Origin of the sequence: Nocardiopsis sp. MT53 (assembly GCF_019598965.1) — a bacterium.
Lineage (GTDB): Bacteria > Actinomycetota > Actinomycetes > Streptosporangiales > Streptosporangiaceae > Nocardiopsis > Nocardiopsis changdeensis.
The window spans coordinates 2,871,308-2,893,863 of the sequence record NZ_CP080599.1; the positions used below are offsets into that span (position 1 = coordinate 2,871,308).

19 protein-coding genes are annotated in these 22,556 nt (G+C 74.2%); 11 read left to right on the plus strand and 8 right to left on the minus strand.

Going from position 1 to position 22,556, the window contains the following annotated elements; all coding sequences use genetic code 11:
* The first annotated feature begins 108 nt into the window (after positions 1–108).
* A complete protein-coding gene (locus K1J57_RS12825; RefSeq protein ID WP_220564658.1) occupies positions 109–3,102 on the plus strand; it encodes a glycoside hydrolase family 38 C-terminal domain-containing protein in 2,994 nt (997 codons plus the stop codon).
* Between the two features lie 60 nt (positions 3,103–3,162).
* On the opposite strand, the gene K1J57_RS12830 is transcribed toward K1J57_RS12825, so the two are convergent.
* The 3 genes from K1J57_RS12830 to K1J57_RS12840 form a co-directional block, all read right to left on the minus strand.
* On the minus strand, positions 3,163–4,053 hold the full coding sequence (locus K1J57_RS12830; RefSeq protein ID WP_220564659.1) for a carbohydrate ABC transporter permease: 891 nt from the start codon (positions 4,051–4,053) through the stop codon (positions 3,163–3,165).
* The gene (locus tag K1J57_RS12835; RefSeq protein ID WP_220565496.1) at positions 4,050–4,886 is read right to left on the minus strand and encodes a carbohydrate ABC transporter permease; all 837 of its coding nucleotides are present in this window, start codon (positions 4,884–4,886) and stop codon (positions 4,050–4,052) included. The genes K1J57_RS12830 and K1J57_RS12835 overlap by 4 nt, the downstream gene beginning before the upstream one ends.
* Before the next feature lie 111 nt (positions 4,887–4,997).
* Positions 4,998–6,374: an extracellular solute-binding protein gene (locus tag K1J57_RS12840; protein WP_220564660.1), complete on the minus strand. Its 1,377-nt coding sequence runs from the start codon at positions 6,372–6,374 to the stop codon at positions 4,998–5,000.
* Between the two features lie 178 nt (positions 6,375–6,552).
* On the opposite strand from K1J57_RS12840, the gene K1J57_RS12845 reads away from it, so the two are divergent.
* On the plus strand, positions 6,553–7,752 hold the full coding sequence (locus tag K1J57_RS12845; RefSeq protein WP_220564661.1) for an ROK family transcriptional regulator: 1,200 nt from the start codon (positions 6,553–6,555) through the stop codon (positions 7,750–7,752).
* A 57-nt stretch (positions 7,753–7,809) separates the two neighbouring features.
* Here the strand turns inward: K1J57_RS12845 and K1J57_RS12850 are convergent, their stop codons facing one another.
* On the minus strand, positions 7,810–9,399 hold the full coding sequence (locus tag K1J57_RS12850; protein ID WP_220564662.1) for a serine/threonine-protein kinase: 1,590 nt from the start codon (positions 9,397–9,399) through the stop codon (positions 7,810–7,812).
* A gap of 144 nt (positions 9,400–9,543) precedes the next feature.
* On the opposite strand from K1J57_RS12850, the gene K1J57_RS12855 reads away from it, so the two are divergent.
* From K1J57_RS12855 to K1J57_RS12865, 3 genes are all read left to right on the plus strand, one after another.
* On the plus strand, positions 9,544–10,308 hold the full coding sequence (locus tag K1J57_RS12855) for a class I SAM-dependent methyltransferase (protein WP_220564663.1): 765 nt from the start codon (positions 9,544–9,546) through the stop codon (positions 10,306–10,308).
* Positions 10,309–11,879: 1,571 nt separating this feature from the next.
* Entirely contained in the window at positions 11,880–12,353 is a 474-nt protein-coding gene (locus K1J57_RS12860; RefSeq protein WP_220564664.1) for a septum formation family protein, read from the plus strand.
* 1 nt (position 12,354) lies between these two features.
* Positions 12,355–12,612: a hypothetical protein gene (locus K1J57_RS12865; protein ID WP_220564665.1), complete on the plus strand. Its 258-nt coding sequence runs from the start codon at positions 12,355–12,357 to the stop codon at positions 12,610–12,612.
* 115 nt (positions 12,613–12,727) lie between these two features.
* Here the strand turns inward: K1J57_RS12865 and K1J57_RS12870 are convergent, their stop codons facing one another.
* Positions 12,728–12,886: an LPXTG cell wall anchor domain-containing protein gene (locus K1J57_RS12870; RefSeq protein WP_220564666.1), complete on the minus strand. Its 159-nt coding sequence runs from the start codon at positions 12,884–12,886 to the stop codon at positions 12,728–12,730.
* Here K1J57_RS12870 and K1J57_RS12875 point away from each other — a divergent pair.
* The 3 genes from K1J57_RS12875 (at position 12,875) to K1J57_RS12885 (ending at position 16,112) form a co-directional block, all read left to right on the plus strand.
* Positions 12,875–13,897, plus strand: a complete 1,023-nt coding sequence (locus K1J57_RS12875) for a hypothetical protein (RefSeq protein ID WP_220564667.1) — start codon at positions 12,875–12,877, stop codon at positions 13,895–13,897. The two genes, K1J57_RS12870 and K1J57_RS12875, sit on opposite strands and share 12 nt — an antisense overlap.
* 367 nt (positions 13,898–14,264) lie before the next feature.
* A complete protein-coding gene (locus tag K1J57_RS12880) occupies positions 14,265–14,930 on the plus strand; it encodes a DUF4097 family beta strand repeat-containing protein (RefSeq protein ID WP_220564668.1) in 666 nt (221 codons plus the stop codon).
* Positions 14,931–14,975: 45 nt separating this feature from the next.
* Entirely contained in the window at positions 14,976–16,112 is a 1,137-nt protein-coding gene (locus tag K1J57_RS12885; RefSeq protein ID WP_220564669.1) for a serine hydrolase, read from the plus strand.
* Positions 16,113–16,241: 129 nt separating this feature from the next.
* On the opposite strand, the gene K1J57_RS12890 is transcribed toward K1J57_RS12885, so the two are convergent.
* Both K1J57_RS12890 and K1J57_RS12895 read right to left on the minus strand, forming a co-directional pair.
* Positions 16,242–16,724: a hypothetical protein gene (locus K1J57_RS12890; RefSeq protein WP_220564670.1), complete on the minus strand. Its 483-nt coding sequence runs from the start codon at positions 16,722–16,724 to the stop codon at positions 16,242–16,244.
* Between the two features lie 143 nt (positions 16,725–16,867).
* Positions 16,868–17,227 (minus strand): metalloregulator ArsR/SmtB family transcription factor, encoded by a 360-nt coding sequence (locus K1J57_RS12895; protein WP_220564671.1) that lies wholly within the window; start codon positions 17,225–17,227, stop codon positions 16,868–16,870.
* A 102-nt stretch (positions 17,228–17,329) separates the two neighbouring features.
* Between K1J57_RS12895 and K1J57_RS12900 the strand changes: the two genes are divergently transcribed.
* Both K1J57_RS12900 and K1J57_RS12905 read left to right on the plus strand, forming a co-directional pair.
* Entirely contained in the window at positions 17,330–18,514 is a 1,185-nt protein-coding gene (locus tag K1J57_RS12900) for an MFS transporter (RefSeq protein WP_255647020.1), read from the plus strand.
* Between the two features lie 289 nt (positions 18,515–18,803).
* A complete protein-coding gene (locus K1J57_RS12905) occupies positions 18,804–20,018 on the plus strand; it encodes an FAD-dependent monooxygenase (RefSeq protein WP_220564672.1) in 1,215 nt (404 codons plus the stop codon).
* A gap of 4 nt (positions 20,019–20,022) precedes the next feature.
* Here K1J57_RS12905 and K1J57_RS12910 read toward each other — a convergent pair whose 3' ends face one another.
* A complete protein-coding gene (locus K1J57_RS12910) occupies positions 20,023–20,691 on the minus strand; it encodes a TetR family transcriptional regulator (protein ID WP_220564673.1) in 669 nt (222 codons plus the stop codon).
* A 196-nt stretch (positions 20,692–20,887) separates the two neighbouring features.
* On the opposite strand from K1J57_RS12910, the gene K1J57_RS12915 reads away from it, so the two are divergent.
* A complete protein-coding gene (locus K1J57_RS12915) occupies positions 20,888–22,486 on the plus strand; it encodes an MFS transporter (protein ID WP_220564674.1) in 1,599 nt (532 codons plus the stop codon).
* Positions 22,487–22,556 lie beyond the last annotated feature (70 nt).

A 22,556-nucleotide genomic window follows, 5' to 3' on the forward strand; every position in this document is an offset into this window, starting at 1 on the left:
CGGGCGGATCCGGTTTCCTCATTTCTCTTTATCCAGAGTGTTGACGAAGTCGTGTGACGTGGGCAACGTGGAGCACGTCGGCCAGGGACGTGACCGAGGAGGTCCACCGTGCACGATGACCGCAAGCTGACCGAGGCGCGCCTGGAGAGGGTCCTGCGCGAACGCGTATGGCCCGCCGTCCACAGCCCGCACGTCCCCCTGGAGGTCTCCCGCTGGGACGCCCCCGGGGAGCCCGTCCCCGCCCACGAGGGCATCAGCGCCCCCCACACCCCCGCCGCCGCGGGCGACGCCTGGGGTCCCGCCTGGGGCACCACCTGGTTCCGCCTCCGGGGCCGCGTACCGCGGGGGTGGGCGGGCCGCACCGTCGAGGCCGTCATCGACCTCGGGTTCGACTCGGCCATGCCCGGCTTCCAGGCCGAGGGCCTGGTCCACCGCCCCGACGGGACGGTGGTCAAGGGCCTCAACCCCCGCAACGCCTGGGTCCGCCTCCCCGCCGCCGAGACCGAGGTCGACCTCCACGTGGAGGCCGCCGCCAACCCCGTCATCATGGGGAACCCGCCCTTCCAGCCCACCGGCCTGGGCACCGCCCCCGCCGGACCCGACGGCCCGCCCCTGTACCGGCTGGCCCGCGCCGACCTGGCCGTCTTCCAGGAGCAGGTGTGGGACCTGGCCATGGACCTCGACGTCGTCGGCGGCGTCATGCGCGAACTCGACCCCGGCGACCCCCGCCGCTGGGAGCTGCTGCGGGCCGCCGAACGCGCCCTCGACCTGCTCGACCTCCAGGACGTCCCCGGCACCGCCGGGCGCGCCCGCGAGGCCCTGGCGGGGGTGCTGTCCTCCCCGGCCGCGCCCGCCGCCCACCGGCTCTCCGCGGTGGGCCACGCCCACATCGACTCCGCCTGGCTGTGGCCGCTGCGCGAGACCCGGCGCAAGGTCGTCCGCACCGCCGCCAACGTCGTGGACCTCATGGACGGGCACCCCGAGCTGGTCTTCGCCATGTCGCAGGCCCAGCAGTGGGCGTGGCTCCAGGAGCACCGCCCCGACGTGTTCGCGCGGGCGGTACAGGCCGCGAAGGAGGGCCGGTTCGTGCCGGTGGGCGGCATGTGGGTGGAGTCCGACACCAACATGCCGGGCTCGGAGGCCCTGGCCCGCCAGTTCGTGTACGGCAAGCGGTTCTTCCGCGACGAGCTGGGCATCGACACCCGGGAGGTGTGGCTGCCCGACTCCTTCGGCTACTCCGCGGCGCTGCCCCAGCTCATCCGCCTGTCGGGTTCGCGCTGGTTCCTCACCCAGAAGATCTCCTGGAGCCGGACCAACACCTTCCCGCACCACACGTTCCGCTGGGAGGGCCTGGACGGCACCCGGGTCTTCACCCACTTCCCGCCGGTGGACACCTACAACTCCGAGCTGACCGGCCACGAGCTCGCCCACGCCACCCGCAACTTCCGGGAGAAGGGCCGCGCCACCCTCTCCCTGGTCCCGTTCGGGCACGGCGACGGCGGCGGCGGCCCCACCCGCGAGATGCTGGGGCGGGCCGCCCGGCTGGCCGACCTGGAGGGCTCCGCGCGGGTGGAGATCCGGCGCCCGGACGCGTTCTTCGCCGAGGCGGAGGCCGAGTACCCGGACGCCCCGGTGTGGTGGGGCGAGCTGTACCTGGAGTTCCACCGCGGCACCTACACCAGCCAGGCCCGGACCAAACAGGGCAACCGCCGCTGCGAGCACCTGCTGCGCGAGGCCGAGCTGTGGTGGACCACCGCGGCGGTGCGCCGCGGCGCCGACTACCCGCACGAGGCGCTGGACCGGATCTGGCGCACCGTGCTGCTCAACCAGTTCCACGACATCCTGCCGGGCAGCTCCATCGCCTGGGTGCACCGGGAGGCCGCCGAGACCTACGCGGAGGCCGAGGCCGAGCTCGGCGAGCTCATCGACCGGGCCCAGCGCCTGCTGGTCGGCCCGGGCGACGACGTGATCGAGTTCAACGCCGCCCCGCACGACCGCGACGGCGTCCCGGCGCTGGGCGCCGGGCCCCGGGTCGCCCCCGCGGGACGGACCGCCGTCACGGCCTCCGACGGCGGGTACCTGCTGGACAACGGCCTGCTCGCCGTGCGGGTGGACGACCGCGGCCTGGTCACCTCCGTGGTGGACGCGCGGACCGGCCGGGAGGCGCTGGCGGGACCGGCCAACCTGCTCCAGCTCCACCAGGACCTGCCCAACCAGTGGGACGCCTGGGACGTGGACTCCTTCTACCGCAACACCGTCACCGACCTCACCGGAGTGGACGGCATCGAGCCCGTCGACGCGGGCCTGCGGATCTCCCGCTCCTTCGGCGCCTCCTCGGTCGTGCAGACCCTCACCCTGGCCCCCGGCTCCCGGAGGCTGGACGTGGACACGGTCGTGGACTGGCACGAGAGGGAGAAGTTCCTCAAGGCCGCCTTCCCGCTCGACGTGCGCGCCGAGTCCTCCGCCTCGGAGATCCAGTTCGGGCACGTGCGCCGGCCCACCCACACCAACACGTCCTGGGACGCCGCCCGGTTCGAGATCTGCGCCCACCGCTGGGTGCACGTGGCGGAGCCGGGCCACGGGGCGGCGCTGGTCAACGACTCCACCTACGGCCACGACGTCACCCGCGACGTGCGCGTGGACGGCGGCACCACCACGACGGTCCGGCTGTCGCTGCTGCGCGCGCCCCGCTTCCCCGACCCCGACACCGACCAGGGCGAGCACCGGTTCCGGTACGCCCTGGTGCCGGGGGCGACGGTGGCGGACGCGGTCCGCGAGGGGTACCGGCTGAACCTCCCGCCGCGCGAGGTCGGCGGTTCCGGCACGGTGGAGCCGCTGGTGCGGGTGGAGGGCGGGGGCGTGGCCGTGGAGTCGGTCAAGCCCGCCGACGACCGCTCCGGCGACGTGGTGGTCCGCCTGTACGAGTCCCTGGGCGCCCGCACGCGCGCGGACGTGCGCTTCGGGTTCCCCGTGTCGCGGGTGCGCGCGGTGAACCTGCTGGAGGAGGAGTACGAGGGCGCCCCGGAACTGGAGCCGGGGGAGGGGGGAGTGGCGTTCCCGCTGCGCCCCTTCCAGATCGTCACCCTGCGGCTCACCCGCTGAGCCCTCCGCACGCGCGCGGGGCGCCCCGGGGAACCGCCGGGGCGCCCCGCCCGTGCGGGCTCAGCCCTTCATGGCGCCGCCCAGGGCGAACCGGCCGCCCATGGCCCGGGACACCGCGACGTACAGCGCCACCACCGGCAGCGTGTACAGCAGCGAGTACGCCGCCAGCTCCCCGTAGCGCACCGACCCGTACTGCCCGAAGAACGTGAACACCCGCACCGCCGCGGGCATCTTGTCCGGGCTGGTCAGCAGGATGAACGGCACGAAGAAGTTCCCCCACGTGCTCACCAGCGTGAAGATCCCGACCACCGCCAGCCCCGGGGCGAGCAGCGGCGCCACCAGGTAGCGGATGGACTGCCAGGTGGACGCCCCGTCGACCCAGGCGGCCTCCTCCAGGGCGATGGGGATGCCGTCGATGAAGTTCTTGGTCAGCCAGATCCCGAACGGCAGCGTACTGGCGGCCAGGAACAGGGTGGTGGCCGGCAGCGAGTTCAGCAGCCCCGCGTTCACGAACAGCCCGTACACCGGCACCATGATCGCCGTGATCGGCAGGCCGGTGGCGAACAGCACCGTGTACAGGAACGGCCGCTTGAACCGCAGCGTGTACCGCGACAGCGGGTACGCCGCCAGCACCGAGCAGAACGCGGTGATGACCGCCGCCCCGCCGCAGGTCAGCACGCTGTTCCAGAGCGGACGGTAGACGATCTCGGGTGTGAGGACGGCCCGGAAGTTGTCCAGCGTGGGCACGCCCGGCAGTCCCGCCCGCAGCGTGGCCTCCCCGTCCACCGACGCGAACAGCATCCACAGCAGCGGCAGCAGGAACAGCAGTGCCAGCACCGCCAGGATCAGGTGCACCAGCACCGCACCGGCGGCCCTGCCGGGCGAGGCGACCGGGGCGACCCGCCGGCGCGGCCGCCCCGGGGCGCCCGGACGCGGTCTCGGAGCGGTCATGCCTGTTCCTCCCTGCTGAGCATCCGCACGTAGACGACCGAGAACAGCCCGGCGACCACCAGCAGCGCCAGCGCGATCGCCGTGCCGTACCCCAGGTCGCCCAGGGACAGGGCCTCCCGGTACATCAGCAGCGGCAGGGTCGTGCTGCGCGAGCCGGGACCGCCCGCGGTCATCACGTAGACGAGCGTGAACACCTGCACGGTCTGGAGGGTGATCAGCAGCAGCGTGGTGGCGATCGTGCGCCGCAGCAGCGGCAGGACCACGTACCAAAGCACCTGGGGGCCCGACGCCCCGTCCACGCGGGCCGCCTCCTCCAGGTCGCGCGGCACCTCCGACAGCCCGGCCCCGTAGGTCATCATCGAGAAGGCGGTGCCCTTCCAGACGTTGGCCAGGACCACCGCCAGCAGCGGCGCGGTGAACAGCCAGTTCTGCGCACCGATCCCGACGGAGCCGAGCAGCGCGTTGAGGGTGCCCTCGCGTTCGAGGAACGCGTACCACACGAACCCCGCCACCACCTCGGGCACCACCCACGCGCCCACCACCACCGTGCCCACGGCGCCGCGCACGGCCCCGTGCCGGTTGCGCAGCAGCAGCGCCAGCGCCAGGCCCAGCACGGTCTGGCCCAGGATCGAACCCAGCAGGAACAGGGCGGTGAGCAACGTCGCCGCCCGGAACCCGGGGTCCCGCAGCAGCCGCTCGAAGTTGTCCAACCCCACGAACCGGGTGTCCGCGGCCTGCGCCCCCGTCAGTGCCTCGTTGGTGAACGAGGCCCACACCGTCCACAGGATGGGGCCGGCGAAGAACGCCAGCAGCAGGAACAGCGCGGGGGCCATCGGGATCACCCAGCGGGCGGCCCCGCCCCGGGCGCGGCCGGAGCGGCGCGCCGGGGACGGGACCCGGGGCGCCCGGCCGGGGGCCCGGGTCGTCGACACGGTCCCCACGGCTCAGGAACCGCTCGTGACGTTGTCGGGGCCGACGATGCCCTCCACCTCCTGGGCGTAGAGCGCGGCGGCCTCCTCGGGCGTGGCCTCGCCGAGCATCACCGCCTCCATCGCCTCCTGGACCGCGATGGAGACGCGCGGGTACTCGCTGTAGGCCGGGCGGAACCCGGTGATGTCCACCAGCGCCGCGAACTCCTCGGCCATGGGCGCGTTCTCCAGGAACGCGGGGTCCTCGGCGACGTCGGTGCGGACCGGGATCTGGCCGCCCTCGACCGCGAACTTGACCGCGTTCTCCTGGGACAGGGCGTAGGTCATGACCTCCCAGGCCAGCTCCGGGTCGGTGGCCCGGCTGCCCATCGACAGCGCCCAGCCCCCGGACATGCTGGTCGCCCCGGCGCCCTGCCCGTTCTGCGTGGGCATGGGGGTGAACGCCATGACGTCCTCCCAGCCGTCCCAGGGCCGGTTGGCCTCGGGGATCCACGACTGGGTGGCCCAGGAGCCCTCCAGGCTGATCGCCAGCTCGCCGGCGGGGAAGCGCTCCTCGTTGTTGACGGTGCCGACGTTGGTGTCCAGGGCGTCCTGCACGTCCAGGCCCAGGCCCTCGTCGAACACGGTCTGCACGAACCCCAGGGAGTCGGTGAACCCCCGGCTGCCGGTGACCCACTTCTGCGACCGGTCGTCGAAGAGGGCGTCCTCGGTGCCCGAGAGCAGCATCTGGAAGCCCTGGAGGGACGCCGCCTCCCCGGCGGGCGTGCCGGAGTAGACGTTGAGCGGGGTGACCTCGTCGCCGAACTCGGCCTTGACCGCGCGGGCGGCGTCCAGCACCTCGTCCCAGGTGGCGGGCTCCCAGGGTGTCTCGACGCCCGCCTGCTCCAGGAGTTCGGTGTTGTACCAGAGCCCGCGGACGTCGGTGCCGAGCATGACGCCGTACCGCTCCCCGGAGAGGGAGGTCACGGCCTGCGCCTCCTGGGTGCTGAACTGTTCCGCGTCCTCCCAGGAGTCGAAGTACTCGTCCAGCGGCATCAGGTACCCGGCGTCGGCGTCCTGGTTGATGGTGAAGGAGTCCTGGTAGATGAGGTCCGGCGCCTCGCTCGCGGAGCCGTTCATGAGGTTGACCTGGGTCTGGTAGTCCTCGGCGGGCGCCTCGACGGCCTGGAGTTCGACGGTGACACCGGGGTTGTCCGCCTCGAACTCCTCCTTCACCTTGCGCATCAGCGAATCCATCGCGATGAAGGTGCCGAACTTCTGGTAGGCGATGCGGACGGTGTTCTCGTCCCTGTCGGCGGCGCCTCCGCCGCAGCCGGTGGCGACGAGCGCCAGCGCGACGGCCGCGGCCGTCGCGGCCGCCGCTCTCGTGGTGTGGGGTCCGGTTCCTTTCATCGTGCGCTCCTGGGGCGATGAGGTGGGGGAACGGTCGACCTTGCCTTTGCGGTGCCTTGCTGCGGAGTGATGTAGGACACATCATTACTCAAAAGCTTGGATAAAGACAATGGGGTAAGTCGGTGCTTCCAGGGCGGTTACGCTCATGTGGGACCACGAAACCGGAGGGGAGAGGCCCATGGGCACCAACCTGGCCTGGCTCGGCGGGCTCAACCAGAGCCGCGTGCTCGACGCCGTGCGCTCCGCCGACGGGATCAGCCGCGTCGAACTGGCCGCGCAGACCGGGCTGACCGCCCAGACCGTCTCCAACATCGTCCGCCGCCTGCTGGAGGACGGCCTGGTCCGCGAGGACGGCCGGGCCACCTCGCGCGGCGGCAAGCGCGCCACCGTGCTGCGGCTCAACGCCGACGCCTACTACGCCGTCGGCATGCACATCGACCCCGCCTCCACCACCCTCGTCGTCACCGACCTGGCCGGGCACGTGGTCGCCCGCACCCGGCGGCGGACCCCCTCCTCCCAGGGGCCCGGCCGGGTCATCGACGCCCTGTGCCGTTCGGTGCGCGCCATCGTCGAGGAGGCGCCCGCGCCCGACCGCATCCTCGGCCTGGGCGTGGCCACCCCCGGGCCCATCGACACCTCCGGCGCCGTCACCCCGCCCCACCTGCCCGGCTGGCGGTCGGTACCGCTGCGGGAGGTGCTGGAGGAGGGCACCGGGCTCACCACCGTCCTGGACAACGACGCCACCGCCGCCACCATCGGCGAACGCTGGGCGGGCGCCGAGCGGCGCTCGTCCGACATGGCGTTCGTGTACGTGGGCACCGGAGTGGGCGGCGGGTTCGTCCTGGACGGGCGCGTGTACCGGGGCGGCAGCGGCAACGCCGCCGAGATCGGACACCTGGTGGTCGACCCCCGCGGGCCCGAGTGCCCCTGCGGGAGCCGCGGCTGCCTGGAGACCTACCTGGCCCCGCACGCCGTCGCCGCCGAGGCCGCCCGCCGCCGCGGTGAGGACGCCGCATCCTACGAACGCGGGCAGGCGCGCACCGTCGCCGCCTACCGCCGGGTGTGCCGCGAGGCCCGCTCGGGCGACCCGGTCGCGCTGGAGGTCATCGGCGAGGCGGGGCGGCGGCTGGGCGACGCGGGGACGGCGCTGCTCAACATCATCGACGTGCCGCTGCTGGTGCTGGGCGGATGGGGCGTCCCGCACGTCGGCGGCCTCTACCGGGAGGCGCTGTCCGGGGCCATCGCCGAGCGCACCCTGGCCCGGGGCGTGCGCCGGGTGCGGGTGGAGACCTCGGTCATCGGCGAGGACGCGGGCGCCATCGGGGCGGCCTCGCTGGTGCTGCACTCGTCGTACTCGCCGACGGTCGGGGGCGTGTGAGCGCGGGCCCCGGCCGGGCCCGCCGGCCGGGGCCCGCCCGCGGGGAGCGGGCCGCGCTCACCCGGTGAGGTCGGTGTACCTCTCCCCGGCGGCGGCCCTGAGCCCCTCCCTGGCCTCGGCGAGCCGACGGGCGGCGACGGTCCCCGTGTGCGACATCAGGCCGAAGAGGGGGATGGAGACGCTCCCGTCCTCCCGCTCCTTCCCCGGGAGCCCCTCGGGCATCCGCGCGCCGGGGACGGGCCGGAATTCGAGTTCCCCATTGCGTTTCAGGCCGACCCGCTCCACCGCGTTCCAGGGGATGGCGTGGGCCGACCCCATCGAGGAGCCGCTCCAGTGGACGACGGTCATCCCGTCGGGGTCCAGGGTCAGCGCCTCGCGCCCGCTCGCCCACCACGACAGCAGCGTGAACGCGACCGCCGACCCGGCCACGGTCAGCACGACCCACCTGTTCGTGTAGAACCCCAGCAGGGTGTCCGGGGAGACGAAGAACAGGGAGAGCAGGGAGAGCAGGCCCGCGGGGACGAGCACCAGCAGCCACAGCAGGACGGTCACTTCGACGCACGTGACGAGGTGCTCCCACCGCGTGGAGTCGTAGGTCCTGCGCCAGTCCGGGGGGAGGAGGGCGGCGGGGGCGGCCACCGGCTCCGCCGGGGCGGGCTCCGCGACGTTGCCGGCTGCCGGGGCACGGTCGGCCCCGAGAGCCTCCGGGGCCCGCGCGGCCCCGTGGTCCGCCGTGCCGACGGTCTCCGGAGCCCGGGTGCCGCCGGTCACGGCCGCCTCCGGCGCTCGCTGTTCCGGGACCCGCGCGGCCACCGCGTCCGGGGCCGGGGCCGGCGCCTCCGGGACGGCGGAGGCCGCGCGCTCCAGGACCGAGGCGATGGAGGGCCGGGCGGCGGGGTCCTTGGCCAGGCAGTCCGCGACCAGGCCGACCAGCTCGTCCGGCACCCCCGACAGGTCCGGCTCCCCGTGCACGATCCGGTACACCAGGGCGGCGATCTCCCCGCCGCGGAAGGGCGACCGCCCGGTGGCCGCGAACACCAGCACGCACCCCAGCGCGAACACGTCCGTCGCCGGGCCCGGGACCTCGCCGCGGATCTGCTCCGGGGCCATGAACGCGGGGGTGCCCATGATCCCCGTCGAGGTCATGCCGTCCCCGGAGTCCAGCGCCCGCGCGATGCCGAAGTCGATCAGCCGGGGGCCGTCCCCGCCCATGATCACGTTGCCGGGCTTGAGGTCCCGGTGCACGATCCCCTGTTCGTGCACGGCCGCCAGCCCCTCGGCCAGCCCGGCGGCCAGGGACAGCACCTCGGCGGCGGGCAGGGGGCCGCCGCCGTGCACCGCCTCCGACAGCGACGGCCCGGGAACGTACGCGGTGACCAGCCAGGGCGGGTCGGCGGCGGGGTCGGCGTCCACCACCTGCGCCGTGTAGAAGCCGCCCACCCGGCGGGCCGCCTCCACCTCCCGGGCGAAGCGGCGGCGGAAGCCCTCGTCCCCGGCCAGCTCCGGCCGCACCACCTTCACCGCGACCGTCCGGCCGCCGGGGGATCTGCCCAGGTAGACCCGTCCCATACCGCCGCCGCCCAGGACGCCTTCGAGGCGGTAGCGGCCGACGGTGCGGGGGTCGTCGGGGAGCAGGGGGTCGATCACGGGTCTGTTCCTTCCGGTGCTCTGCCGGTCCTCACCGTGCTTCGGAATCCTCGCAGACGGCGGTGGTTCTGAGAACACGGGCCTTTCCGGCCGGAACGGAAAAGCGCGTGCGCGGACGGCCGGGCCCGGGTTAGCGTCGCGCCCATGAGCGATGCGAACGGAGCACGGACCGGACCGAAGCCGAACCACTTCGACACCGATGTCGCCGAACACTACGACACCCCCGGCGAGGGCATGTTCGCCCCCGACAAGGTCGACCCGGCGGTCGACCTGCTGGCCGGACTGGCGGGGGAGGGGCGGGCCCTGGAGTTCGCCGTCGGGACCGGGCGCATCGCGCTGCCGCTGGCCGCGCGCGGCGTTCCGGTGCACGGCATCGACCTGTCCCCGGCCATGGTGGAACAGATGCGCGCCAAGCCGGGCGGCGGGGACATCGACGTGGTCATCGGGGACTTCGCCACCACCCGGGTCCCGGGGGAGTTCTCGCTGGTCTACCTGGTCTTCAACACCATCAACAACGTGACCACGCAGGACGAGCAGGTGGAGTGCTTCGTCAACGCGGCCGCGCACCTGGGGCGGGGCGGGCGGTTCGTGGTGGAGGTGGGGGTGCCGGAGCTGCGCAGGCTCCCCAAGGGCCAGAACATGGTGCCGTTCCACGCGGGCGAGGAGGAGTGGGCGTTCGACCTGTACGAGCCCGCGACGCAGCTGTTCAGCTCCAACTACGTGTCGGTCGCGGACGGCAGGGGGAGCCTGCGGTCCGTCCCGTTCCGGTACGTGTGGCCGGCGGAGCTGGACCTGATGGCGCGGATCGCGGGGATGCGGCTGGTGGAGCGCTGGCAGGACTGGGACCGCACGCCCTTCGGGGACGAGAGCGAGAAGCACGTGTCGGTCTGGGAGAAGGTGCTGGACTGACGCCTCCGGGGGCGGGCGGCGGGACGACGGCCCCGGACCGGGGCCGGAACCGGCCAGGGGTCGGGGACGTCCGGGTATGGTCCGCGACCCTGTGTCTCCGTTAGGGTGCGGTGCGTGCTCGGGCCGAGGCGCCTCGGTTCCGTACCGGGCACGGACCGGACCCCGCCCCCGTCCGCGGTCGCTGTTCCGGAACAGCCGAACGATGGAGGTCCGATGCCCGACCCCGCCGCCCTCGCCGCGCACGCCATGCCGCCCGTGGTGCACGCCGTACGGACCTACGGTCCGGGGGCTCCGGACGCGGACCCCGCGCACCACCCGGGGGTGCGGCTCCTCGCCCTCCTCGCCTCCCACCAACGGTTCGGGCCGGGGATCCGCGGCGCCGTCGCGGAGCTCGCAGCGGCGCCCGCCGACCCGGCCCGCCTGAGCGCGTTGAACGCCCGGATCGCCGAAGCCCTGGCCGGGGACGCCGGGCTGGCGGCCGGGGCCGCGGCCGTGCCGCTGCCGTCCGCCGCCCCGCCGGGGGCGTGGGGGCCGCCGGCCGGAACCCCGGCGCGGCCCGCCCCGGCGTCGGGGCGTGTGGGGGGAATGGCGATCGGCGCCGCGGTCCTGGGCGGACTCGGGTTCCTGCTGGTGCCGATCCCCTTCGCGATCGTCCTGTCCGCCATCGTCCTGACCCGGGCCCTGCGGCGCCCGGCGGCGGACGCCGCCGACCCCTCCGGCGCCGCGCCCCCGACCGGAACGGCACCGGGAGGCCCGGGAGCCGGCCCCGTCGGCGGCCCGCCCCCGGCGGGCGAGTTCCCGGGGGCCGCCGCGGCCGGAGGACCGCCTCCCCGGGGGACGGCCCGGCAGCGGGCGCCGCGGGCGGGCCGGTCGAGGCCGGGGCGTTCCCCGGGCAGGCCCCCGCCTCACCGGCGGGCTCGGCCGCCCCCGAGCTGGCTGTCCGCCGCGACCGGAGCGCCCGGCTCCCCGGCCGGGGTGTCCGACGCCGGAGCGGTCCCCCCGCCCGGCGCCGCCCCGTCGCCGGCCGGATCGCCCGGTGGCGGTGCGGCACCGCCCGCCGGCCGGCCCGGCTCCCCCGCCGAGTCCGAGGGCGGCCCAGCGCATGGCCAGGACCCCCTCGCGGACCCCCCGGGAACCCCGGGGAACGCCCCGTTCGAGGACCGGACCCGGTCCGCGTCCGCCGAGGCCCAGGGCTCCCCGGCACCGGCCGACGCGCCCGCGGAACCGGCGGCGCACACGGCCGGCGCCCCGCCGGCCACGGAGGCGGCCACCGCGGGCCCGAGCCCCGCGGGCGCCTCACCGGGTGCCGGTGCGCAGCCGCACGCGGCGCCCGCTTCCCTGCAGTCGCACGCGGCACCGGCCTCCCCGCAGCCGCACGCGGCGCCCGCCGACCCCGGGACGGGCGCGGGTGCCCGCACGGCCGGGCCCTCCGGGGCGGAGCCGCCGCCGGGCGGCCCCCTCCCCCGTCCGGCGGCGGGGGCGTCCCGGCGGCCGCGGGGGCGGGCGCCGCGGCCGGGGGGACGGCGGTCGTCCAGATCGTCCTGGCGATCCTCGCCCTCGTCCTCTCCGGGGTGTGGGGGCTGGGGTGGACGGGCGTCGCCGTCGTCGCCGCGAACTACGAGGAGCCCACCTACGCCGCCACCTGCGAGCCGCCGCCCGGGTACGCCAACGCGTGCACGCTGGAGCCGGGGGACTGCTTCATGCTGCCCTCGTTCGAGGAGGAGTTCCCGGAGGTGGAGCTGACCTCCTGCGACGAGTCCCACGACGCCCAGGCGATCGGCGCCTTCACCGCGCCCGCGGGGGACTGGCCGGGTATGGCCGGGTTCGCCTCGGCCAGCGAGACCGAGTGTTCGCCCATCGCCGACCGCAACGTCGACGCCTCCCTGATGTCGCCCTCGGACCAGCTCGGCTTCATCGCCCCCAACCGCGCCTCCTGGGACTTCGGCGTCGACCACGTCACCTGCATCGTCTTCACGGAGGACGCCTCGTGGACCTCGTCCGTCCTGGTCCCGGGAGCGGACCTGTCGATCCCCACGGGGTACTGAGATGCCGGGCAGGCGCGCACGGCGCGAGCGCGAGCGCGGGCGTGCGCGCGAGCGCTCGGAGAGGCACGCGGCGGGGCGGTGGGAGGTGCTCTTCGAGACCTCGGACCAGGCGGAGATGCGGACCTACCGGGAGCGCGAGCGGGAGGTGCTGCGGCGGTACCGGGAGGACGACCTGAGGATCGACGTCCTGTGCGGGCGGACGCGGCAGGAGACGTGGTACCGCCTGAGCGCCTTCGTGCCGGGGCGGCCGGGGGAGTGAGGCGCCCGCGCCCTCCCCGCGCGCCCGCGGGCCGCCGGCCGGGCCGGTGCGCACGGGGCGGGCCCGCGCCGAGAGGGGCGCGGGCCCGAGCGGGACGGTCGTTTCACGGGCGGGTTCAGCCGGTCTCGTCCCCGGGACGGCGGCGGCCCAGGATCAGCGCGGCGACTCCGGCGAGCGTGGCCAGGAGGCCGCCCACGGCCGGAACGGCGGCCGAGGCGCCGGTCTTGGGGAGTTCGGGCTGTCCGGGCGCCTCCGGGCCCGGGTGCTCTGGCACCCCCGGCCCCCCGGGTTCGCACGGCTCCCCCGGCTTTCCGGGCTCCCCGGGTTCCCCGGGTTCGCACGGTTCCGTGGGTTCACCCGGTTCGCACGGCTCTCCGGGCTTCCCGGGCTCTCCGGGTTCTCCTGGTTCGCAGGGCTCTCCCGGCTCCCCGGGTTCTCCCGGTTCCCCGGGTTCGCACGGCTCTCCGGGTTCTCCTGGTTCGCAGGGCTCTCCCGGCTCCCCGGGTTCTCCCGGTTCCCCGGGTTCGCACGGCTCTCCTGGTTTCCCGGGTTCCCCGGGTTCGCACGGTTCTCCAGGTTCTCCCGGTTCTCCGGGTTCTCCCGGTTCTCCGGGTTCACCCGGTTCGCACGGCTCTCCGGGCTTCCCGGGCTCTCCGGGTTCTCCTGGTTCGCAGGGCTCTCCCGGTTCCCCAGGTTCTCCCGGTTCCCCCGGCTCACCAGGTTCCCCCGGCTCACCAGGTTCTCCCGGTTCCCCGGGTTCGCACGGCTCTCCTGGTTTCCCGGGCTCTCCGGGTTCACAGGGCTCTCCCGGCTCACCGGGTTCCCCAGGTTCACCTGGCTCTCCGGGTTCTCCGGGTTCTCCGGGCTCTCCCGGTTCCCCAGGTTCACCCGGCTCTCCCGGCTCACCGGGCTCCCCAGGTTCTCCCGGTTCCCCCGGCTCACCAGGGCCCGGGTAGCCGGGCTCCGGGTATCCACCGCGCTCCGCGGACTTGTACACCTGCTCCACGGCGATCTCCGGCAGGAGGACCTGTGGCTGATCGCTCAGCGCGCGCTCCACCGCCTGTTCGATGTCCACCGCTGTGCCGGCCTCCGGCTCGGCGAGAACGGGAGACGTGCTCCACAGGAACGGGGCGACGAACACCGCGCCGGTGAAGGCGGCGGCCATCCGTACGAGGCTGCGGGCACTGATGGACTGGGCGGCCTTCGGGGCCGACTTCGGGCAATGGTCCATGTCCGAATCGTCGACAATTCATCGCTTAAAGTCACCGATAGCCACTCTCGGTAACGGCAAAGCGATCACAAAACCCGCGTAAACAGGTGGATCGTTCTGCTGTGTCGGTCCTCCGCCCGCTTATCGACCGCCTACGCGTCGAAGATCGACGTCCCCCTCGTGCAGTCGTCGAGCACGCCGCCGTATCGGACGTCGATCCCCGGGGTGTCCGGGGGTGGTCCCGTCGGCCCGCGGCTAGCGTTCATCCTTCGCTCATTGCAAGGATTCGAAGTGGCGGCGTTGCGTTAGATTTAGAACCATTGCAACGATTTCAAAGAATCTAACTGCGATAACAAGACTTGCTCGCAACATTGATATTGCCCAATCTATGAATGCAACGTAGCGTTTCCATCAACAGAAACACACCGACAAGGAGTGGACCATGCAGAGCTTCGACACCCCCGCCCCCGTCTCCGTCATCCTCGACATCCCCGCCGGCCGCATCGGCCTCATCGCCGCCGAGCGCCCCGACACCACGGTCGACGTCCTGCCCGCCGACCCCGCCAAGGGCCGCGACGTGAAGGCCGCCGAGCAGACCACGGTCTCCTTCGCCGACGGTGTCCTGCGCATCCAGGCCCCCGAGGCCCGGAACCGGATCTTCGGCGACTCCGGATCGGTCGAGGTGACCGTCCACCTGCCCGCCGGCTCGCGCGTCGAGGCCAGGGCGGCCGCCGCCGGGTTCCGCGGCGTCGGCCGACTCGGCGAGGTCTCCTACGAGGCCGCCCAGGGGCCGGTCGAGATCGGGGAGGCCGCCGGCGCCGGCGTCGCCATCCAGGACGGCGGCATCACCGTCGGCCGCCTCACCGGCCCCGCCCGGCTCGGCACCGCCAAGGGCGACATCCGTGTCGACGAGGCGGTGCGCGGCGAGCTCGTGCTGAGCACCCGGGACGGTGACATCTCGGTCGCCGCGGCCGCCGGGGTCTCCGCCTCCCTGGACGCCGGCACCTCCTATGGCCGCGTCGACAACGCCCTCAAGAACGACGGCACCACCGGCCTCGACATCCGCGCCACCACCACCCGCGGCGACATCGCCGCCCGCAGCCTCTAGCCCGACCGCCCCCCGATCCACCCCCCGGCACTGAAGGAGCACACCATGACCGACACCCCGACCGTCCACGCCGAACCCACCCCGCCGAACACCCCCGACCCCGCCGGGCCGGACCGCCCGGAACTCCGGAAGGCCGTCGAAGAGGTCGTCGCCCGCGGCTTCGCCGGATTCCAGCTGCGGGTGCACGACGAGCAGGGAGCCTGGACCGGCAGCGCCGGAGTGCGCGAGCTGGGCGGGACCGAGGAGCCGCCGACCGACGGCCACTTCTGGATCGGCAGCACCACCAAGACCTTCGTTGCGACCCTGGTCCTGCTCCTGGTGGCCGACGGCCTGATCGGGCTGGACGACCCGGTGGCGGACCGGCTGCCCGCGTTCGGCCTGGATGGGCGGATCACGGTGCGCATGCTGCTCCAGCACACCAGCGGGCTGTACAACTACACCGGCGAGCTCGAACCCGACGGGACGATGGTCCTCGGCATCGACGCGGTCGGCGAGGTGTGGGCGCGCAACCGGTTCCGGTCCTACCGGCCCGAGGAGCTCGTCTGGTTCTCCCTGGAGCGCCCGGCGCGGTTCGAGCCGGGGGCGGACTGGAGCTACTCCAACACCAACTACACGCTGGCGGTGCTGCTGATCGAGGAGGTCACCGGCCGCACGTACGCCGAGGAGATGCGGCGGCGGATCCTGGACCCGCTCGGGCTGTCGGGCACCGCGGTCCCCGGCGACTCGCCGGACCTGCCCGCGCCCCACGCCCACGGCTACCTCTCCTACGAGGCCGACGGCGAGCGGACGACGGTCGACGTCACCCGCCAGAACCTCTCGCTGCTGGTCGGCGCCGGCGACATGTACTCCACCACCCGGGACCTGCACCTCTTCTTCTCCGCGCTGCTGGGCGGCGGGCTCCTGCCGGAGCCGCTGCTGGAGCAGATGTGCGACCCGCACCCGAAGATCGGCTACGGGCTTGGGCTGTTCGTGCAGGACCTGGGGCCGGACCGCGGCACGGTCCTCCACCACAACGGCAGCCCGCCCGGGGGCTACGGGGCGCTGATGGTCGCCTCCCCCGACGGGAGCACGACCCTGACCGCCTCGCTGACCATGGGCGACGCCGACATCGACCCGGCACAGGTGTTCCCCGGCGTGCTGGACCTGCTCTTCACGGCGGTGTTCCCCGCGGGGCGGGCCTGATAGCCGTCCGGGACGCGCCGGGCCCGTCGGGTCCGGCGCGCCCCGCGCGTGCGCGGACGCCCGGCCGGGCGTCCGCGCACGTCGCGTGAGGGGCCGCGGGGCTCCGGGAGGCGATCCCGGAGCCCTCCCTCACACACGGGACCCGGCCTCCGCGGCCGCGGGCCGGGGCGGGCCCAGGATCGGGCGCACCCGGTGCCAGTCCCAGCAGAGCAGGTACACGGCTCCCAGGAGCATCAGCGACGTGATCAGCGGGGTCCCGAGCCCGAAGTCCAGCGACACGGTGATCACGACGATGCCGGTGATGATCGGCAGGTACACCGCGGCGCCGAGCGCCGCCGTGCGCGGGACGAGCAGCAGCAGCGCCGCGCCCACCTGGCACAGGCCGATGAAGACGTACAGCGCTCCGAAGTCCTGGTGCAGCGCCGTGAACATCACGTAGACCTCGCCGAGCGACTCCTCCATGGTGAAGGGCTCGTCGACGACCTTGCGGTACCCCGAGGGCAGGAACCCGAGGGCCAGCAGGATCCGGACGCACCAGGTGAAGTGGGACAGCGCCCGGATCCCGCGCACGCGCGCGTGGAGCCCGTCGAGCGCGGACAGCGGTCGGTCCATGGGGGCCTCTCCCTCCGGAGGGTGGAACCGGTCCCCGCCATCCTCGTGCCCGCGGCCGCGGGGCGCGTCCGTCCACGGGCCGATTCCCGCCACCGACGAAGGTCAGCCCCCGCCCGGTCCCGCCCCGACGGAAGTCGGCGCCGTCACTCGTGGAAGGGCTCGCCGGTCACCACGTGGTCCGCGTGGCTGAGGGCCTCCAGGACCAGTCTGCGCAGGTGGCCGTCGGCCAGGCTGTAGATCACGTTCCGCGAGCGCCTGCGCGACTCCACCAGTCCCGCCAGGCGCAGCTTGGCCAGGTGCTGTGACACCGCCGTCCGCGAGGCCCCGCAGGCCTCGGTGAGGCGGCCGACGTCGGCCTCCTGCTCCGCCAGCAGCCACAGCAGGTGCAGGCGGGTCGGGTCGGAGAGCAGGGCGAACACCCCCGCCGCCACGGCGAGCCGCTCGGGTTCGGGTGGGGCCGGGTGGGACAGGCTGGGCGCCCGCCGTTCGTCGCTGGTCCGCATGTGCGCAGTCTAGGCGGGCGAACGTTCCATCAACATGTGCGTACTTGCGCACATATATGATCCGGGAGAACCACCCGTCCCCGATCCCCTCGGAGGTGCCCCGTGTGGCGTGCTCTCGTGGACTTCCCCGCCTACCGGCGCATGTTCGCCGCGCAGGTGGTCGCCCTCGCCGGAACGGGCCTGGCCACCGTGGCCCTCGGGCTGCTCGCCTTCGCCCTCGCCGGTGACCGCGCCGCCGCGGTCGTCGCCACCGCCCTGACCATCAAGATGGTCGCCTACGTCGGTGCGGGCCCCCTGCTCACCGCCGCTCTGGTGCGGGTCCCCCGGCGCGCGGTCCTGGTGGGCGCCGACGCGGTGCGGGCGCTCGCCGTCGCCGCGCTGCCCTGGGTCGACCAGGTGTGGCACGTGTACGTCCTGATCGCCGTCCTCCAGTGCGCCTCCGCCGTCTTCACCCCCGCCTTCCAGGCCGTCATCCCCGAGCTGGTCGACGACCGCGGCTACACGGGCGCCCTCGCCCTCTCCCGCCTGGCCTACGACCTGGAGGCCCTCGCCTCGCCCCTGCTCGCCGCCGCGCTGCTCGCCCTCGTCCCGTTCCACGGCCTCTTCGCGCTGACCGCCGTCTCCTTCGCCGCCTCCGCCGCCCTGGTGCTCACCACCGAGCTGCCGCGGGACACCGGCGACCCCCGCCGGGCCGCCGCCTCCTGGAGGGTCTTCGCCACCGACCCCCGGCTGCGCGCCGTCGTCCTCCTCGACCTCGCCGCCGCCGTGGTCACCGCGCTGGTCCTGGTCGACACCGTGGTCCTGGTCCGCGCGCACCTGGGCGGCACCGACGCGGGGGTGGCGGTGGCGCTGGCGTTCTTCGGCGCGGGCTCCATGGCGGTCGCCTTCGCCCTGGGCCGCCTGGTGGACCGGTTCGGGACCCGGGCGCTCATGGTCGCCGGCCCCGCCGTGCTGGCCGCCGGGTCCGCCGTCCTGGCGGCCGGCTGGGTGCTCGCCCCCGGCTTCGCCGTGCTCGCGGCGGGCTGGACGGTCCTGGGCCTGGGCTGCTCGCTGATCGCCGCCCCCTCCGGGCGGGTGCTGCGGGACGCCGCCCCGGAGGGCGGCCTGGCCGGGGTGCTGGCCGCGCGGTTCGCGCTCTCCCACGCGTGCTTCCTGGCCACCTACCCCCTCGCCGGATGGGCCGGCGGCCTGGACCCCGCGGCGGTGTTCGCCGGGGCGGGCGCCGCGGTCGCGGTGTGCGGCGCGGCCGCGGCGCTGCTGTGGCGTCCGTGGACCGCGAACCCCTAGGGGGCACCCCCGCTCGTCCCGGATTTCGGTCGTGGCCGTTTGAAAAAAGGTCGCGGATGACCCGAAAAAATGTAGGTTCGTGTAACAGGCCCACGGCGGTCCACGGCCCCGGGCGGCCCCCGCGGCCACACGGAACCCGACCGTCCTCGGCTCCGGGTGCCGGGGCGCCCCCGACCACCCGGGGGACGGCGTCCGAACAGGAGAGACGGGGACCGCGGACGGGTAGGGTCCCCTTGCCGGGCCCGTGTCCCGCCCGCCGCACCGGCGCCCACACACCAGGAGGTAATGCGTGCCCACCCGGAACAGGACCGTTCTCGTCGTCGGCGCAGGCGTGGCCGGTTCCGCCTTCGCCCACTGGGCCGCCCGGCACGGCTTCGCCCCCACCGTCGTGGACCGGGAACCCCGGCTCTCCTCCCGGCTGTCCCGCCTGGAGATCGGCTTCGGCGGCATCGGCGTCCTCGAACGCATGGGCCTGCTCGACCGCCTCGCCGGCGAGGTCGGCCCCCCACCCGCCGTCGAGTTCCGCTTCGGAGAGGACGGCGACCCCGTCCGCTGCCCCGCGCCCCCGGCCGAGCACTCCCTGGTGGTCCGCCGCGACCCCCTGCTGCGCGAACTCCGGGACCTGACCGGCTCCGACGCCGAGTTCCTGTTCGGGGACTCCGTCACCGCCCTGCGGGAGACGCCCGACGGCGTCGACGTGGAGTTCGAGAACGGCCCGCCCCGCCGGTTCGACCTGGTCGTCGGCGCGGACGGCCTGCACTCGACCGTGCGCGACCTCGCCTTCGAGGGGACGGCCGCCGACCACATCCACGATCTCGGCGTCACCGTCGCGGTGTTCACCGTCCCCGACTTCACCGGCCAGCACGCCCTGTCCACCGTCCTGGTCAAGCCCGGCCGCGGCGCCATGCTCACCGACATCCCCGGCGAGGACGCCCTGGAGGCCGTCCTGCTCCGCCGCAGGCCGTACGGCGAGCGCGACGCCGGGCGGGAGACCCCCGAGGACCTGGCCCGGGCCTTCGCCGGCGACGGCGGGGAGATCCCGCGCATCCTCGACGAGATGTCCCGCGCCGACGTGCAGATCGCCCCGACCCGGCAGGTCCGGCTGGACACCTGGAGCCGCGGCCGGGTGGTGCTGCTCGGCAACGCCGCCTTCTGCTCCGACCCCATGTCCGGCATGGACACGGTGCTGGCCCTCAAGGGCGCCATGTCGCTGGCCGGCGAGCTCGCCCGGGTCGACGGCGACCACCGGGCGGGGTTCTTCGCCTACGAGGCCGCCATGCGCCCGCACGTGGAGCACGCCCAGCGGATGGGCGAGGACACCGTCGACGGGGCGGCGCCCTCCGGCGGGTCGAGCGGCCTGCGGGTGATGCGCACGGCCCTGCGCGCGGAGCTGCTGGCGAGCAAGGTGATCTCGCTCTTCACCGGCGGGAACGGCATCGCCGAGACGGGCCCGGAGTTCCCCTTCGAGCGCTACCTGCCCGCGGGGGAGCGCGGCACCGTCTGACGCCTCAGCCCGCGGCCGGGGTGCCCCAGCCGGAGCCGATCGCCTCGGGGACCAGCTCCAGCTGGCGCATGAAGCAGTCCAGCAGGCCGGAGAGCCCGGCGGCCCCCGTCCTCTCCCACTCCTCGTGCCCGTTGGAGAGCGCGGCGAAGAAGACCGCCGACACCAGCTCGGGCCGGAGGTCGCCGGGCGCGGCGCCGGTGCGCAGCGCGATCGCCTCCGCGAGCCGGGACTGGCGGCGCCGGCAGTAGGTCATGCCGGTGCGCACCAGCTCGGGGCTCTCCGCGATGATCTCGGCCGCGCCGCCCTTGAAGTGGTGCATCGCCGTCCGGCTCAGCGTCTCCCAGTGGTCGCGCATGGCGTTGCGCAGCGCCTCGAAGGGCGCCTCTTCGGCGGGGCGGGCCAGCAGGTGCTCGACGAGGACGTCGTCGACGCTCTCCATCGCCTCCAGGACCACGTCCTCCTTGGTGGGGAAGTACCGGAAGAACGTGCGCTGGGAGACGCCGGCCCTGGCGGCGATCTCCTCGGTGGTGGTGTTCCCGTAGCCCTGCTCGTGGAACAGGCGCAGCCCCGTCTCGATGAGCGCTCTGCGCGTGCGCGCCTTCTTGGCCTCGCGCAGCCCCGGGCGGCAGTCCCCGGTGACCTCCCCGACGGCGTCGGGGCTCGTCGTGCTCATGGACGCGCCTCCTGTCCCCATGGTGTCGCCACGGTTTCCCTCCGGTGTCCCCCCGGAGGCCCTTCCCTGGAGGATACCTCTGCGCCCATGTGGTGTCAGTCACTGTAAAAAGTCAGTGGCTGACAAGTGGCAGTGGCTGTCATAATCTCGGAGCACAGTGGCCCGGGGCATCCGGAAGACCGTTCAGGGGGATCACATGACCGCGCAGACCACACCGCCCGCGACCGCCGCGCCGCCCGACCGGCCGGCGTCCGCCTGGACGCGCAGCCCCTGGGCGACGCTGGTCGCCATCGCGTTCGGCGTGATGATGGTGGCGCTGGACGGCACGATCGTGGCGGTCGCCAACCCCGCCATCGGCGCCTCGCTGGGCGCCTCCCTGGCCGAACTCCAATGGGTCACCCACGGCTACCTCTTGGGCCTGGCCGTCTTCCTCATCACGGCGGGCAAGCTCGCCGACAGGTTCGGCCACCGCCGCGTCTACCTGGTGGGCGTGGTCGGGTTCGTCGCCTCGTCGGTGGCGATCGCGCTGTCCTCCGGCGTCATCATGCTGGTGGCCTTCCGCATCGCACAAGGCGTTTTCGGCGCGCTGCTGCTGCCCTCCGCCATGGGCCTGCTGCGCTCGGTGTTCCCGCCCAGCAGGCTCGGCCGGGCCTTCGGCGTGTTCGGCAGCCTCATCGGCGCCTCCACCGCCGCCGGGCCGATCGTCGGCGGCCTGCTGGTGGGCTCGTTCGGCTGGGAGGCGGTCTTCTACATCAACGTCCCGGTCGGCGCGGTCGCGCTGGGCCTGGGCCTGTGGCTGCTCGCCGCCAACCGCCCCACCGACGCCGGCGGCCGCCTGGACCTCCCCGGCATCGTCCTGGTCAGCGTCGCCGTGTTCGCCCTGGTGTGGGCGCTGGTCGAGGCGCCGGTGGTGGGCTGGACGCACCCGGTGACCCTGGTCTCGCTCGGTGCCGCCCTGCTCCTGGGCCTGGCCTTCGTGCTGTGGGAGCGCCGCCCCGAACAGCCGCTGCTGCCGCTGTCCCTGTTCGCCGACCGGTCGGTGTCCATCGGCGTCGTGCTCACCGTCGTGATGGCCGTGAGCCTCATGGGATCACTGTTCTTCGTGACCTTCTACCTCCAGGGCGTGCGCGGTCTGACCCCCGCGCAGACCGGGATGCAGCTCATCGCGATGACCGCCACCATGGCCGTCACTTCGCCGCTGGCGGGACGCCTGCTGGACCGGGTCGGCGCGAAGCCGCCCACCACGGCGGGCCTGCTGTCCGGATCGGTCGGCATGTTCCTGCTCTCGGGCATGGACGCCGACACCGGCGTCCTGTACACCTCCGCCGCCTTCCTGCTGCTGGGCGCGGGCCTGAGCCTGGTCATGACCGGTGCGACCGCAGCGATCATCGGCAACGCGCCCGTGCGGCTGGCCGGGGTGGCCTCGGCGCTCCAGCAGGCCGCCATGCAGCTGGGCGGCTCGCTGGGCACGGCCGTCCTGGGCGCGGTCATGTCCGGGACGATCCTGGCCACCCTGCCCGGGCACCTCGCGGCGGCCGGGCAGGACGTCCCCTCGGCGGCCGGGCTCGCCGCCGTCCAGAGCACCGTCGCCCAGGGCGGGGCGGTGGTCCCCGAGGGGGCCGCCGCGGACGTCGCCGAGGCGGTCACCCGCGCCAGCAACCTGGCCTTCCTGGACGGGCTCCAGCTGGCCTTCCTCATCGCGTCCGGACTCCTCATGGCCGGTGCGGTCCTGTCGCTGTTCATGCGCGCCGGGCGGATGGAGGACGACCAGGAGGCCCCCGTCGTCCACGTGTGATCGCGCCGGGCGGGGGAGCGCCCACGAAAAGGGGGAGGGGCGGGGCCGCACGGCCCCGCCCCTCCCCTTC

Coding starts and splice junctions, on each gene's coding strand:
- K1J57_RS12830 (WP_220564659.1), bottom strand. CDS start 4,053: ATGACCGCTCCGAGACCGCGTCCGGGCGCCCCGGGGCGGCCGCGCCGG.
- K1J57_RS12835 (WP_220565496.1), bottom strand. CDS start 4,886: ATGGCCCCCGCGCTGTTCCTGCTGCTGGCGTTCTTCGCCGGCCCCATC.
- K1J57_RS12840 (WP_220564660.1), bottom strand. CDS start 6,374: ATGAAAGGAACCGGACCCCACACCACGAGAGCGGCGGCCGCGACGGCC.
- K1J57_RS12845 (WP_220564661.1), top strand. CDS start 6,553: ATGGGCACCAACCTGGCCTGGCTCGGCGGGCTCAACCAGAGCCGCGTG.
- K1J57_RS12855 (WP_220564663.1), top strand. CDS start 9,544: ATGAGCGATGCGAACGGAGCACGGACCGGACCGAAGCCGAACCACTTC.
- K1J57_RS12865 (WP_220564665.1), top strand. CDS start 12,355: ATGCCGGGCAGGCGCGCACGGCGCGAGCGCGAGCGCGGGCGTGCGCGC.
- K1J57_RS12880 (WP_220564668.1), top strand. CDS start 14,265: ATGCAGAGCTTCGACACCCCCGCCCCCGTCTCCGTCATCCTCGACATC.
- K1J57_RS12885 (WP_220564669.1), top strand. CDS start 14,976: ATGACCGACACCCCGACCGTCCACGCCGAACCCACCCCGCCGAACACC.
- K1J57_RS12890 (WP_220564670.1), bottom strand. CDS start 16,724: ATGGACCGACCGCTGTCCGCGCTCGACGGGCTCCACGCGCGCGTGCGC.
- K1J57_RS12895 (WP_220564671.1), bottom strand. CDS start 17,227: ATGCGGACCAGCGACGAACGGCGGGCGCCCAGCCTGTCCCACCCGGCC.
- K1J57_RS12910 (WP_220564673.1), bottom strand. CDS start 20,691: ATGAGCACGACGAGCCCCGACGCCGTCGGGGAGGTCACCGGGGACTGC.
- K1J57_RS12915 (WP_220564674.1), top strand. CDS start 20,888: ATGACCGCGCAGACCACACCGCCCGCGACCGCCGCGCCGCCCGACCGG.